This is a genomic window from Micromonospora sp. AMSO31t (genome assembly GCF_008868175.1).
In the GTDB taxonomy this organism is placed as follows: domain Bacteria; phylum Actinomycetota; class Actinomycetes; order Mycobacteriales; family Micromonosporaceae; genus Micromonospora.
The window spans coordinates 1-12,933 of record NZ_WBKT01000165.1 but is presented as its reverse complement, the minus strand read 5'-3'; the positions used below and the strand labels follow the sequence as shown (position 1 = coordinate 12,933).

General features: G+C 74.5%; 11 protein-coding genes. 7 read left to right on the top strand and 4 right to left on the bottom strand.

Annotation, left to right across the window (positions count from 1 at the left end):
* The 3 genes from F8274_RS25845 to F8274_RS25835 form a co-directional block, all read left to right on the top strand.
* On the top strand, nt 1-846 hold an 846-nt coding region (locus F8274_RS25845; RefSeq protein ID WP_151464966.1), incomplete at its 5' end, for a prephenate dehydrogenase/arogenate dehydrogenase family protein.
* 5 nt (nt 847-851) lie between these two features.
* Nucleotides 852-1,493, top strand: a complete 642-nt coding sequence (locus F8274_RS25840; protein WP_151464965.1) for an SIMPL domain-containing protein — start codon at nt 852-854, stop codon at nt 1,491-1,493.
* A complete protein-coding gene (locus F8274_RS25835) occupies nt 1,493-2,140 on the top strand; it encodes a nucleoside/nucleotide kinase family protein (protein ID WP_151464964.1) in 648 nt (215 codons plus the stop codon). Before F8274_RS25840 ends, F8274_RS25835 begins: the two co-directional genes overlap by 1 nt.
* Here F8274_RS25835 and F8274_RS25830 read toward each other — a convergent pair.
* The gene (locus tag F8274_RS25830) at nt 2,117-4,696 is read right to left on the bottom strand and encodes a hypothetical protein (RefSeq protein WP_151464963.1); all 2,580 of its coding nucleotides are present in this window, start codon (nt 4,694-4,696) and stop codon (nt 2,117-2,119) included. The genes F8274_RS25835 and F8274_RS25830 overlap by 24 nt on opposite strands.
* A gap of 84 nt (nt 4,697-4,780) precedes the next feature.
* Entirely contained in the window at nt 4,781-5,347 is a 567-nt protein-coding gene (locus F8274_RS25825; protein ID WP_151464962.1) for a sugar O-acetyltransferase, read from the bottom strand.
* A gap of 141 nt (nt 5,348-5,488) precedes the next feature.
* On the opposite strand from F8274_RS25825, the gene F8274_RS25820 reads away from it, so the two are divergent.
* Nucleotides 5,489-8,830, top strand: a complete 3,342-nt coding sequence (locus tag F8274_RS25820) for a S8 family serine peptidase (protein WP_151464961.1) — start codon at nt 5,489-5,491, stop codon at nt 8,828-8,830.
* A gap of 83 nt (nt 8,831-8,913) precedes the next feature.
* On the opposite strand, the gene dapD is transcribed toward F8274_RS25820, so the two are convergent.
* Nucleotides 8,914-9,873 carry a 2,3,4,5-tetrahydropyridine-2,6-dicarboxylate N-succinyltransferase gene (gene dapD / locus F8274_RS25815; protein ID WP_151464960.1) on the bottom strand — a complete coding sequence of 320 codons (960 nt, stop codon included), beginning with the start codon at nt 9,871-9,873 and terminating at the stop codon, nt 8,914-8,916.
* Between the two features lie 24 nt (nt 9,874-9,897).
* On the opposite strand from dapD, the gene dapE reads away from it, so the two are divergent.
* Nucleotides 9,898-10,971, top strand: a complete 1,074-nt coding sequence (gene dapE / locus F8274_RS25810; RefSeq protein ID WP_151464959.1) for a succinyl-diaminopimelate desuccinylase — start codon at nt 9,898-9,900, stop codon at nt 10,969-10,971.
* 55 nt (nt 10,972-11,026) lie between these two features.
* Here the strand turns inward: dapE and F8274_RS31380 are convergent, their stop codons facing one another.
* Entirely contained in the window at nt 11,027-11,188 is a 162-nt protein-coding gene (locus tag F8274_RS31380) for a hypothetical protein (protein ID WP_167364265.1), read from the bottom strand.
* Nucleotides 11,189-11,343: 155 nt separating this feature from the next.
* Between F8274_RS31380 and F8274_RS25805 the strand changes: the two genes are divergently transcribed.
* Both F8274_RS25805 and F8274_RS25800 read left to right on the top strand, forming a co-directional pair.
* Nucleotides 11,344-12,210 carry a TIGR00730 family Rossman fold protein gene (locus tag F8274_RS25805; protein WP_151464958.1) on the top strand — a complete coding sequence of 289 codons (867 nt, stop codon included), beginning with the start codon at nt 11,344-11,346 and terminating at the stop codon, nt 12,208-12,210.
* 2 nt (nt 12,211-12,212) lie between these two features.
* Complete coding sequence (locus tag F8274_RS25800) at nt 12,213-12,758, top strand: TIGR00730 family Rossman fold protein (RefSeq protein ID WP_151464957.1); 546 nt, start codon at nt 12,213-12,215, stop codon at nt 12,756-12,758.
* Nucleotides 12,759-12,933: the final 175 nt, after the last annotated feature.

Here is a 12,933-nt window from a genome sequence, read left to right as displayed (position 1 = left end):
GCGGTCCGCGGCCGGGACGTCGTGTTTCTCTGCGGCCCGCTGCCCACCCTGCCCGCGACGATCGCGTCGGTGGCCGCGGCCACCGACGACCGGTGCGTGCTCACCGACGTGGGCAGCACCAAGGCCGACGTGGCCACGGCCGCCGTCGCGCAGGGGCTCGGGCACCGGTTCGTGCCCGGCCACCCGATGGCCGGCGCCGACCGGGCCGGCCTCGACGCGGCCAGCCCGGCCCTGCTCGACGGGGCCGCGTGGGTGCTCTGCCCCGGGCCGACCGGGATGCCCGCGTTCCGGCGGCTCGCCGCGCTGCTCATCGACGTCTTCCACGCGCGGGTGGTGCCGATGTCCGCCCCGGAGCACGACAGCGCCGCCGCGCTCGCCTCCCACCTGCCCCACCTGCTCGCCGGCGCGCTGGCCGGCACCGTGCAGCGCTCGGCGCTGCGCGACGCGGTGCTCGCGCTCGCCGCCGGCAGCTTCTCCGACGGCACCCGGGTGGCCGGCGGGCCGCCCGAGCGGACCGCGAACATGCTGCTCGGCAACCGGGATCGCGTGCTGGTCGAGCTGGACACGGTCCGGGCCTACCTCGACGAGCTGGCTGAGGCGTTGCGGGCCGGCGACTCCGGGAAGCTGGCCGGCCGGCTCGCCGAGGGTCGCACCGCCCGGGCCGCGTTGCGCGGCCGCGCGTTCACCGCCCACCGGCGCGAGTTCCCGGCCGCCGCCGACCACGCCGGGGAACTGGCCTACCTGCGGGAGCTGGGCGCGGCCGGCGGCCACCTGACCGGCTGCCGGGTGGCGGAGGGCGGGGTCACCTACACGGGCCACCTTCCGGCCACCCCGCCACTAGGCTGAGCGGCATGGCGGACGCACCGGTCGTGGCGGTACGCGGCGAGGCGTACCGGGAGGTCGCCCCCGAGCTGGCCCGGTTCGCGGTGACCGCGACCGCGCGGGACCGCGACCGGGAGACCACGCTGACCCGGCTGGCCGAGCGCGCTGCCGCCGTGCGGGTGCTGCTCGACGCGGCCGAGCCGGCCGTGGAGCGGCGGGAGACCGGCCAGCTCCGGGTCTGGCCGGAGACGAAGCGCTCGGGTGAGCGGGTGGTGGCCTACCACGGCAGCGTGACCACCACGGTCACGGTGGTCGACTTCACCGCGCTCGGCGAGCTGATGCTCCGCCTGGCCGACCAGGAGCAGGTCGAGCTGGCCGGCCCGTGGTGGTCGCTGCGGCCGGACAGCCCGGCCTACCGGGAGGCGCGGCACGCCGCCATCGCGGACGCCCTGGCCCGCGCCCGGGAATACGCGGAGGCGCTCGGCGCCCGGGTGACCGCCCTCGTGGAGTTGGCCGACACCGGCCTGGCCACCGCCCCGCCGATGATGGCGAAGGCGGCCTTCGCGAGGGGCGGGGAGGCCGCAACCGAGCTGGAGCTGGATCCGCAGCCGCAGCCGGTGCAGGCGGCCGTCGAGGCCCGGTTCACCATCAGCGAACCGGTGCTCGGCTGATGGCGCCCGCGCAGGTGCTCCCGCTCGGTGAGCTGGTGGCCCGGGCGCGGGCACTAGCCGAGGACGGCCCGCGGCAGCTGCTCGGCATCGCCGGCGCGCCGGGGGCGGGCAAGTCCACGCTGGCCGAGCGGATCGTCGCCGAGGTCGGTCCGGCCGCCCGGCTGGTGCCCATGGACGGCTTCCACCTGGCCCAGTCGGAGCTGCTCCGGCTGGGCCGGGAGGCACGCAAGGGCGCGCCGGACACGTTCGACGTCAACGGCTTCGCGTCGACCCTGCGTCGCCTGCGCCGGCTGGAGCCGACCTCGGTGTGGGCGCCGGCGTTCCGCCGCGACCTGGAGGAGCCGGTCGCCGCGGCGATCGAGGTGCCGCCCGAGGTGCGGCTCGTCGTGACCGAGGGCAACTACCTGCTGCTGCGTGACGACCCGTGGGAGGAGGTGGGCACGCTGCTGCACCAGGTCTGGTTCCTCGACCTCGACGCCGAGCTGCGGGTGCGCCGGCTGACCGCCCGGCACGAGGCGTACGGGAAGACGCCGGACCAGGCCCGCGCCTGGGCGCTCGGCAGCGACGAGGCCAACGCCCGGCTCGTGGCCGGCACGGCCGGACACGCCGACCTCGTGGTCCGGCTAGCCGACCCCCTGCCGGGGTGACGGCACGGCCCGGCGCAGCAGCCGCGCCACCACCGCCCGCTCCCGGGTGAACTCGGCCGCCTCCGGATAGCCGCTGTGGTTGCGGATCGGCGGGTCGGCCACCTCGCCCCCGACGGGGTGCAGCGCTTCCGGGTCGGCCACCGGCACGTCCCGTTCCCCGGCGCTGACCGGCCAGCCGAGCGGATCGGTGTCGCGCCAGAAGTTGGTCCACGAGACGTGCCCGCCGGGCCAGGTGAGCGCCCGGGCCAGGGTGCGCAGCCGCTCCGGGCCGAAGTAGGCGGGGAAGACCCGGCCGTAGAGGCGGGTGAGCTGGCAACCGTAGGAGAAGAACCAGATGCGCCGCCGCCAGCGGCGGGGGAGTTGCAGCAGCATGGCGGCGCAGATGACGGTGCCCTGACTGTGCCCGGAGAGGATCACCCCGTCCATCCGGTCGGGGTGCAGCGGGGGGAGCGCGAGCAGGCCGGCGACCCGGGTCTGGAGTTCCGGTACGGCGCGCTCGGCGTAGCTGGGCGGGGCGAGCGGGTGCGCGGCGCGGGGCCAGAAGGTGCCGACGTCCCAGATGACGCCGACCGACCGGCGCACCGTGTCGGTGCGGTAGACGAGCAGCCCGAGCGCGCTCATCACCACGGGCAGCCAGCCGAGCATGGTGTCGCCCCGGTTGGCCGCCCAGTGGATGATCGTCTGCCAGCCGGAGGGGGAGAGCGGGCTGGGCCGGCTGCGGGAGAGCGCGGCCGCGCAGCAGAGCGTCACCAGCACCACGGAGACGGTCGCGTAGCAGCCGACCAGCCGGATCGCGTGCTCGCCGACCAGCCGGTGCAGCGCCCGGAAGGTGCTGACGTCGCGGCAGCGGCGCAGGTCGTGCGCGGAGAGGCCGGCGTGACCGGAGGTGAGGGCGGCGTACTCGGCACGGCGGAGCGTCTGGAGCAGGATGCCGGCCCGGACCAGCAGCGCGAGCAGGGCGAGCAGGGCGACCACGCAGGCCAGCCCGGCCCAGAACACGGCGAGCGGGGGTACGACCCGGCTGTTGCCGCTCGGGTCGGCCCGGCTGTCGAGCCGGTCGCTCACCCAGTAGAGGAGGCCGGCGCAGTAGGCGATCGCCATCATCCAGCCGAAGCCGGCGATGAGGGCCGGGGCGCGCCCGCCCCAGGCGAGGTCGGTGTGCGCGGCGAGCGGCTGCACCGGCACGGCCGGCCGGGTCCTGGGCAGCAGCAGCCCGGTCACGGCGATGGCGATGGCCGGCCCGGCGAGCATCCAGCTGCTCAGCGCGTCCGGCGCGTCAGGCAGGCCGGGCAGGCCGTGCTCGGTCCAGGCCACCCCGAGCGGCAGCAGCAGGCTGCCGGCCACCGGCCCGAACAGGGCGCGCCGTCCGGAGCGGTTCACCGCGCCGATGGTGACCAGCAGCAGCGCCTGGTAGGTGGCGAGCCAGGCGACCGCGGTGTCGTAGCCGGGCAGCGACCGGTCGGTGCGGCAGCCGGGGATGCCCGGGTCGGCGACGCACCCGATGGGCGGCCGGTACGCGGACAGCGGCCGGCCGGCGGGACCGTCGGGCAGCAGCAGCAGGGTGAACGTGCCGGCCAGCCCCAGCCCGGTGAGCAGCGCCACGGTCGCGCTCCACCCGCCGAGCGGCGTGGCGCCCTGCCGCCGGGTCAACCAGGGCCGGCCCAGCGCCACCACGGCGATCGCGACCACGGCCGCGAGCACAACGACGGTCGGCCAGGCGACCGCGGCCCGCAGCCCGCGCGGCGGGTCCATGACGATCACCGCGCCGACCGGGACCGCCGCCGCGATCACCGCCCCGGTGCACAGGTGCAGCACGGCGGCCCGGCGCAGTTGCCCCTCGCCGTTCCAGAAGGTCGGGTCCTGGAGCGGGTTCTCCAGCGGCTCCGGCGGGTCCGCGGGCGAGCCGTCCTCCCGCGTCGCGGGGCGGGGGTGCGGTTCGGCGGGCATCTCCGCCTCGTACTGGTAGGTGCGCCAGGCGACGGCGCCGAGCCCGGCGAGCAGGAGCAGCGGCAGCAGCAGGCCCGCGGCGAGCGCCCGGGTGTCCTGGCGCCACCAGGCGTTGCCGAGGAACTCCATCGGGCCGGGGAGGTGGCCGAGGCAGTCCGGGCCGACGCACTGCCAGCCGATCAGGTCCACCCCGATCCCCGTCGCCGTGATCACGAGGGTGCCGGTGAGGCTCAGGCAGAACAGTCGGATGAGCCAGGCCGTGACGCCGGAGCGGCTGGCCCAGCGTTCCCGGTCCGGGTCCGGCGGGATGCCGGTGCGCGCGTAGAGCGCCACGTTGGCCAGGGTGAAGGGGAGCAGCAGCGTCCACAGGGAACGCTCGACGTCGCGCCGGGTCCGCGCGCCGGAGGTCAACTGCCCCCAGCTGTACGCCTCGACAGTGATCGGGTCGTCCCGGCCGGCGGTGCTGGCGCGGTAGAAGCCGGTGACCGCGCCGCCGGCGACCAGGTCGGGTTGCGCGCCGTCACCGCCGCGGGCGGGGCGCAGCCCGAGCAGTTGGTCGGGCGGGGTGTTCGACACCCCGTGTACGCGCAGTTCGAGCACCCGTTCCATGACGCCCCCTGGGTGAACCGGTCACTACCCAGAGTGCACCCTGTGGTCGGAATCCGCACCCCATGGAGGCGTCGTTTTAGCAGCTCAGACCGTATCTTCTAGGCTCCGGACCGGGCGAGCGGGGTTACCCACGGCGACCACATTGGCGGGTAGGTCCTTGGTCACCACCGCGCCCGCGCCGACCACGGTGTTCGCTCCGATGGTCACGCCGGCCAGCACGATGACCCCGCCGCCGAGCCAGACGTTGTCGCCGATGGTGATCGGCTCGGCCGCCTCCCACTTGGCCCGCCGGGCCGCCGGCTCGACCGGGTGGGTGGCGGTGAGGAGTTGCACGTTGGGTCCGATCTGGACGTCGGCGCCGATGGTGATCCGGGCGACGTCGAGGAAGAACGCGTTGAAGTTGACGAAGCTGCGCGGCCCGATGTGGGTCTGGTAGCCGAAGTCGCAGTAGAGCGGCGGCCGTACCCAGGTGTCCTCGCCGACCGAGCCGAGCAGGTCGCGGAGGGCGGCGAGGCGCCCCTCGGGGTCGTCGGCGGAGCTGCGGTTGAAGCGCTCGCCGAGCCGGGCGGCCCGGTCCAGATCGGCCCTGATCTCCGGGTCGTCGGCGATGTACGGCTCGCCGGCGAGCATGCGGTCCTTCATGGCGGTCACCGGGGGATCATGCCCTCCGTGGCGGCGGCCGGGGCACCGGTTTAGTCGGATTGGCGACTTCCCATTGCATACGCGGTATGCAATTCTGGCAATCTCCATCGATGTCTCCCATTGATGAAGACGCTTGACGAAGGAGGAACGTTGCGCCGAAATCGAAGAAGAGTCGCCGGCCTCGGCCTCACCCTGGGGCTGGCGCTGGGCCTGCCCGTGCCGGCCTCCGCGGCCCCGCCGGCGGCCCCCGACGCCACTCCCGCCCGCGCCGCGGCCGCGCGCGCCGGCGAGCCGGTCACCGTCACTCTCATCACCGGCGACCGGGTCACCGTCACCGCCGCCGGGCAGGCGGCGGTCCGCCCCGGCGCCGGCCGCGCCGGTGTGGGCTTCCTGGTCGGCCGGGAACGCGGCCGCCTCACCGTGCTGCCGCAGGACGCGCTGCCCCTGGTCCGGGCCGGGCGGGTCGACCGGCGGCTGTTCGACGTCACGGGGCTGGTCGAGGCCGGCTACGACGACGCCCGGCGGGACACGTTGCCGCTGCTCGTGTCGTACCGGCCGGGGTCGGCCCGACGGGCGGCGGCCCCGATGGCCGGCACCCGGGTGACCCGCGACCTGCCGGCGATCGGCGGCGCGGCGCTGGTCGCGACGAAGGCCGACACCGGCGCGGTCTGGGGCGCGGTCACGGCCGGCCGGACCGCGGCCCGGGTCGACGCGGCGGGGGATGTCGACCGGATCTGGCTGGACGGCCGGCGGCGGGTCACCCTCGACCACAGCGTGCCGCAGATCGGCGCACCCACCGCCTGGGCCGCCGGCTTCACCGGCAAGGGGGTCAGCGTCGCGGTGCTCGACACCGGCGTCGACCTCACCCACCCGGACCTGGCCGGCCGGGTCGCCGACTCGCGGAACTTCAGCGAGGCGGCCGAGTCCGACGACATGGTGGGGCACGGCACCCACGTCGCCTCGATCATCGCGGGCAGCGGGGCCGCTTCCGGCGGGAAGTACCGCGGCGTCGCCCCCGACGCCACCCTGCTCTCCGGCAAGGTCTGCGAGAACCAGGGCTGCACCGAGTCGGCGATCCTCGCCGGCATGCAGTGGGCCGCGGCCGAGAAGCACGCCAGCGTGGTCAACATGAGCCTCAGCGGCGCGGACTTCCCCGAGGTCGACCCACTGGAGCAGGCCGTCGAGACGTTGACCGCGCAGACCGGCACGCTGTTCGTGGTGGCCGCCGGCAACGACGGCGCCGACGGCTCGGTCGGCTCGCCGGCCACCGCCGACGCCGCGCTGGCCGTCGGCGCGGTCGACCGGGACGACGCGCTGGCCGACTTCTCCAGCCGGGGGCCGCGGGTCGACGGCGGGCTCAAGCCCGACATCACCGCGCCCGGCGTCGAGATCGTGGCCGCCCGGGCGGCCAACGGCGCCATCGGCGACCCGGTGGGGGACCGCTACGTCTCCCTCTCCGGCACCTCGATGGCCACGCCGCACGTGGCCGGCGCGGCGGCACTGCTCGCCCAGCAGCACCCGGGCTGGACCGCCGGACGGTACAAGGCCACGCTGATGGCCTCGGCGAAGCCGCACCCCGACCAGACGGCGTTCCAGCAGGGCGCGGGACGGGTCGACGTGGCCCACGCCATCACCGAGCAAATCAGCAGCGACCCGCCCAGCGTCTCGTTCGGGGTGACGGCCTGGCCGCACGGTGACGACCAGCCGGTGGCCCGCACGGTCACCTACCGCAACGGTGGGACCGGCCCGCTCACCCTCGACCTCACCGCCGAGGTCACCGGCCCGGACGGGCGCGCCGCCCCGGCCGGGATGTTCACCCTCGGCACGTCCCGGCTCACCGTGCCGGCCGGCGGGACGGCCCAGGTCACCGTCACCGCGGACACCCGGCTCGGCGGCCTCGACGGCTACTGGACCGGCCGGCTGGTCGCCCGTGCCGGCGACGCGGTCGCGGTCACCCCGCTGGCCGTCCACCGCGAGGTGGAGAGCTACGACCTGACCGTCGCGCACCGCGACCGGGCCGGCAAGCCCACCGGTGACTACTTCACCACCCTCGTCGGGCTGGACGGCGTCGTCTACCGGGACGTGTACGACCCCGACGGCGAGGCGCGGGTCCGCCTCCCCAAGGGCCGGTACGGCCTGAACAGCCTGATCTACGTGCCGGGGGAGGAGGGCTGGACCGAGGTCTCCATGCTGGCCCAGCCCGAGCTGGTGGTGAGCGGCAACCAGCGGCTCACCGTCGACGCCCGGCGGGCGAAGCCGGTCCGGTCCACGGTGCCGCAGCGGGGCGCGGCGCCGCTGCTGATCGACCTCTCGGCCAACTGGTCCACCGAGGACTCCTCCTACGGGTTCGGGCTCTGGACGTTCAGCTTCGACGGCCTCCACAGCGGCCAGCTCGGGCACGGCGTCTCCGACTCCCTCTTCGTCGCCGCCCTGGCCAGCCAGTGGCTCGAACCGACGGCGCCGGAGCGCAGCCCGTACTTCTACGCCCTCAACGAGCTGTTCCCCGGGCGGATGCCGACCGGGTTCGTCCGGCACTACCGGCCGGCCGACCTGGCGACCGTCACGCACCGGTTCGCGGCCGCCTACGCCGGGCTGGAGAACGAGCGGATCGTCTTCCCGGAGTCCGACTACAACATCGGCGGCTCGGCGATCGTCGTGCCGGTTCCGGTGCCCGGGAAGCGGGTCGAGCACTACAGCACGACCCGCACCGGCTGGAGTTCCGAGCTGGACTTCGGTGAGCGGGGCGAGGACGGCTGGCTGGAGGTGCGGGCGGTGCTGGAGTCGGTGCCCACCCGGTACCGGGCCGGCCGGACCTACCGGGAGGACTGGAACAACGCGCCGTACGGGCCGTCGTTCCCGCAGCCCCGCTGGCCGGAGCAGGGCATCACCCGCAACGGCGACACCCTCGTGGTCGCCCTGCCGGTGCACAGCGACGCGGCCGGCCACCCCGGCGGCTCGCTCAACGACACCGAACGGACGGCGCTCTACCGCAATGGGAAGCTGGTCGCCGAGCAGCCCGCCGCGGGGTACGGCGAGTTCCAGGTGCCGCCGGGCGCCGCGAGCTACCGGCTGGAGACCTCGGCCACGCGGGGCTTCACCGACCTGAGCATCGAGGTCTCGGCCACCTGGACGTTCCGCTCCCGGCACGTCCCCGGTGACGACTGGGCGCGGCTGCCGGCCATGGCCGTCCGCTTCACCCCGCCGCTGGCCGTGGACAACAGCGCCCCGGCCGGCCGGACCTTCACCATCCCGGTGACGGTGCAGCGGCAGCCCGGCGCGCCGGCCGCCTCCGTCGCGGCGCTCACCGTCGACGTCTCGTACGACGGCGGGAAGACCTGGCGCAAGGCGGCCCTGCACAAGCAGGGCGCGGGCTGGGCGGCCACGGTCCGGCACCCGGCCGGCCCCGGCTACGTCTCGTTGCGGGCGACCGCCCGGGACGGCGCCGGCAACACGGTCACCCAGCGGATCATCCAGGCGTACCGCCTGCGGTGATCCGGTCGTCCGGGTCGGCGGTCCGCCGGCCCGGACGGCGGACGGGCCGGGGCTTTCCGCCCCGGCCCGTCCCGCGTCGTCGCTCAGTCGTTGGCGTGCAGCGCCGCGTTCAGCTCGATGCCCCGGCCGGTGCGCGGCTTCGCCTCCAGCGCGCCGGTCACCGAGTTGCGCCAGAAGAGCAGGCCGTCCACCCCGGACAGCTCCCGGGCCTTGACCACCCGGCCGTCCGGCAACGTGATCTTCGAGGCGGCGGTGATGTAGCAGCCGGCCTCCACCACGCAGTCGTCGCCCAGGGTGATGCCCACGCCCGCGTTCGCGCCGACCAGGCTCCGCTCGCCGATGCGCACCTTCTCGGTGCCGCCGCCGGAGAGGGTGCCCATGATCGACGCGCCGCCGCCGATGTCGGAGCCGTCGCCGACCACCACGCCCTGCACGATCCGCCCCTCGACCATCGAGGTGCCCAGCGTGCCGGCGTTGAAGTTGACGAAGCCCTCGTGCATCACGGTGGTGCCGGCGGCCAGGTGCGCGCCGAGCCGGACCCGGTCCGCGTCGGCGATGCGCACGCCGGCCGGGACCACGTAGTCGGTCATCCGGGGGAACTTGTCCACCCCGTGGACGGCCAGGTGGCGGCCGGCGGCCCGCTCGATGACCCGCAGCTCGTCGACCCGCTCCGGCGGGCACGGCCCGGCCGAGGTCCAGGCCACGTTGGCCAGCTTGCCGAAGATGCCGTCGAGGTTGAGCTCGTTGGGCCGCACCAGGCGGTGAGAGAGCAGGTGCAACCGGAGGTACGCGTCCGCGGCGTCCTTGATCGGATCGTCCAGCGAGCCGATCACGGTGACCACCTGGGCCGTGCGCAGGCCGGGCAGCGCCCGCTCGCCGACCGCGCCGGGCGGCAGGTCCAGCACGTCGGCCTCGTCCTCACCGGCGACCAGCGGCAGCTCGCCGAGCCCCAGCTTGCCGGTCGGGTACCAGGTGTCCAGCACCTGGTCGTCAGCGGTGATCGTGGCCAGGCCGATGCCCCAGGCAGACTGTGCGGTCGTCACGGTGCTGACGGTACCGTGCGAGACATGCAGAACCCGTTGACCCCCGAGGTCTTGGCCGATCCGGTGGCGCTGACCCGCGCGCTGGTCGACATCGAGTCCGTGTCGCTCAACGAGAAGGCGATCACCGACTGCGTCGAGGAGGTGCTGCGGGGCGTGCCGCACCTCAGCACCTACCGGCACTCCAACACGGTGATGGCGCGCACCGACCTGGGCCGGCCGCAGCGGGTGGTGCTCGCCGGCCACCTGGACACCGTGCCGCTCAACGACAACTTCCCGTCGACCATGCGCGGCGACCTGATGTACGGCTGCGGCACCTCCGACATGAAGTCCGGGGTGGCCTTCGCGCTGCACCTGGCGGTGACCCTGCCCGACCCGCGCTACGACGTCACCTACCTCTTCTACGAGGCCGAGGAGATCGAGTCGAGGTTCAACGGGCTCACCCTCGTCTCCCAGGCCCACCCCGAGTGGCTGGCGGCCGACTTCGCGCTGCTGCTGGAGCCGACGTACGGGATCGTCGAGGCGGGTTGCCAGGGCACCATGCGGGCGATCGTCACCACGCACGGCGAGCGGGCCCACGCGGCCCGGTCGTGGCACGGGGTGAACGCCATCCACGGCGCCGGCGAGGTGCTGCGCCGGCTGACCACGTACGAGGCGCGCCGGGTGACCATCGAGGGCTGCGACTACCGCGAGGGCCTGAACGCGGTGCGGATCACCGGCGGGGTGGCGGGCAACGTCATCCCGGACCGCTGCGAGATCGAGATCAACTACCGGTACGCCCCGGACCGTGACCCGGCGGCGGCCGAGGCGCACCTGCGCGAGGTCTTCGCGGGCTTCGACCTGGCGGTCACCGACGCGGCGGCCGGCGCGGCCCCGGGCCTGGACAACCCGCCGGCGCAGGAGTTCCTGGCCGCGGTCGGCGCGGCCCCGATCGGCAAGTTGGGCTGGACGGACGTGGCCCGGTTCGCGGCCATGGGCATCCCGGCGCTGAACTTCGGGCCGGGCGACCCCAACCTGGCCCATCACAAGGACGAGCACGTCGAGCTGACGAAGATCCGCGACGGCGCTGCCACCCTGCACCGCTGGCTCGCCTCGTCCTGAGCACGCGACCGGGGGCCCGCGTCGGTGACGCGGACCCCCGGGTCGTGCCGGACCGTCAGAGCGTGGTCGTCAGCGGGGTTTCGGTCTCGGTGGTCTCGCCGGTGAGGTCGGTGTGGTGGGCTTCCATCATCCGGGCGCGGCGGCGTTCGGCCACCACGTCCCGGATCCGCCGCTGCATCTGCCGGCGGATCCGGATCATCTCGCTGTTGCTGATCAACGCTGGCTCCTCCCCCGAAGGCGCGCGCCCGGGCATACCCGGTATGTGAATAGTAAGACGTACGAGCGAGCCATTTAGTTGCCCATGATCACGAAGAATTTCTCCGCGTCGCCCGCCTCCGCACCGCGCCGCCCCCGCTCCACTACGGTGGCCCCATGAGCCAGAGCAACGGGCGGCCACCCGGCCGCGGGCCGAGCGGGGTACGGCACCGGGGCGCCGTCACCCTGCGCAACCAGGCCATCCCCACCAGCACCGCCGACCAGCGGCTGCTCGACTCCCGGGGCCGGGGCGACTGGAAGACCAGGGACGCCTGGCGGGCGCTGCGCATCCTGTCCGAGTTCGTCGAGGGCTTCGACACCCTCGCCGACCTGCCGCCCGCGGTCAGCGTCTTCGGCTCGGCCCGGAGCAAGCCGGACAGCGTCGAGTGCCGGCTGGCCGAGGAACTGGGCGGTGCGCTGGCCCGCGCCGGCTACGCGGTGATCACCGGTGGTGGGCCGGGCGTGATGGAGGCGGCCAACCGGGGCGCCAACGGGGCGGGCGGGCTCTCCGTCGGGCTCGGCATCGAGCTGCCGTTCGAGCAGGGCATCAACGACTGGGTCGACCTGGCCATCGACTTCCGCTACTTCTTCGCCCGCAAGACCATGTTCGTCAAGTACGCCCAGGCCTTCGTGGTGCTGCCCGGCGGCTTCGGCACCATGGACGAGCTCTTCGAGGCGCTCACCCTGGTGCAGACCGGCAAGGTGACCCGCTTCCCGGTGGTGCTCATGGGCGTCGACTACTGGCGGGGCCTGCTCGACTGGCTCCGGGACAGCATGACCGCCGAGGGCAAGATCGGCCCGAACGACCTGGACCTCATCTGCCTCACCGACGACGTCAACGAGGCGGTCCGGCACATCGTGGAGGCCGAGGCGGTGCTCTCCGCCGAGCAGGAGGCGATCCGCGAGGAGGCCGTCGCCCGCCTCGGCGCCGATCAGCAGGCCGCCGCCGAGGCCGCCCCCGACGGGCCGGCGGAGCAGGGCTGACCGTGGCCAACGTCTGCGTGTTCTGCGCGTCCTCGCGTACCCTCGACGCCCGCTGGCTGGACCTGGCCACCGAGACCGGTGCGGAGCTGGCCCGGCGCGGGCACACGCTGGTCAGCGGCGGCGGGTGCGTGGGGATGATGGGCGCCGTGGCCGACGGGGCGCGGGCGGCCGGCGGCCGGACCCTGGGTGTCATCCCACAGGCCCTGGTCGACCTGGAGGTCGCCGACCTGGCCTCCGACGAGCTGCTGGTCACCGACGGGATGGCCAGCCGCAAGACCCTGATGATCGACAAGTCGGACGCGTTCGTGGCCCTGCCCGGCGGGCTCGGCACCCTGGACGAGCTGTTCGAGGTCTGGACCACGGCCACCCTGGCCATGCACGCCAAACCCATGGTGCTGGTCGACGCCGACGGCTTCTACCGTCCGCTGCTCGACTGGCTGCGCACCCTGGCCGACCGCCACTTCCTCAAACCGGCCGGCCTGGACCTCCTGCAGATCGCGGAAACCGTCCCCGAGGCCCTCGACCTCCTGGACGCCCGCCTCACCTGACCCCGCACCCGGGTTGATCATGAAGTTGTTGCCGGCGATGCCGGCGTGTCGTGACAACAACTTCATGATCGACGGGAGCTGGCGGTGCGGGGGCCGGCGGCGGGTTCTCCGGTGTCGTACCGGCGTGGTGGGATGTCGGGGATGCAGGCGTACCGGTTGGTGCGCCGGCCCGGTG

Bases quoted from the DNA above. Each gene is read 5' to 3' on its own strand.
- F8274_RS25840 (WP_151464965.1), top strand. From the start codon at position 852: ATGGCGGACGCACCGGTCGTGGCGGTACGCGGCGAGGCGTACCGGGAG.
- F8274_RS25835 (WP_151464964.1), top strand. From the start codon at position 1,493: ATGGCGCCCGCGCAGGTGCTCCCGCTCGGTGAGCTGGTGGCCCGGGCG.
- F8274_RS25830 (WP_151464963.1), bottom strand. From the start codon at position 4,696: ATGGAACGGGTGCTCGAACTGCGCGTACACGGGGTGTCGAACACCCCG.
- dapE (WP_151464959.1), top strand. From the start codon at position 9,898: ATGCAGAACCCGTTGACCCCCGAGGTCTTGGCCGATCCGGTGGCGCTG.
- F8274_RS25805 (WP_151464958.1), top strand. From the start codon at position 11,344: ATGAGCCAGAGCAACGGGCGGCCACCCGGCCGCGGGCCGAGCGGGGTA.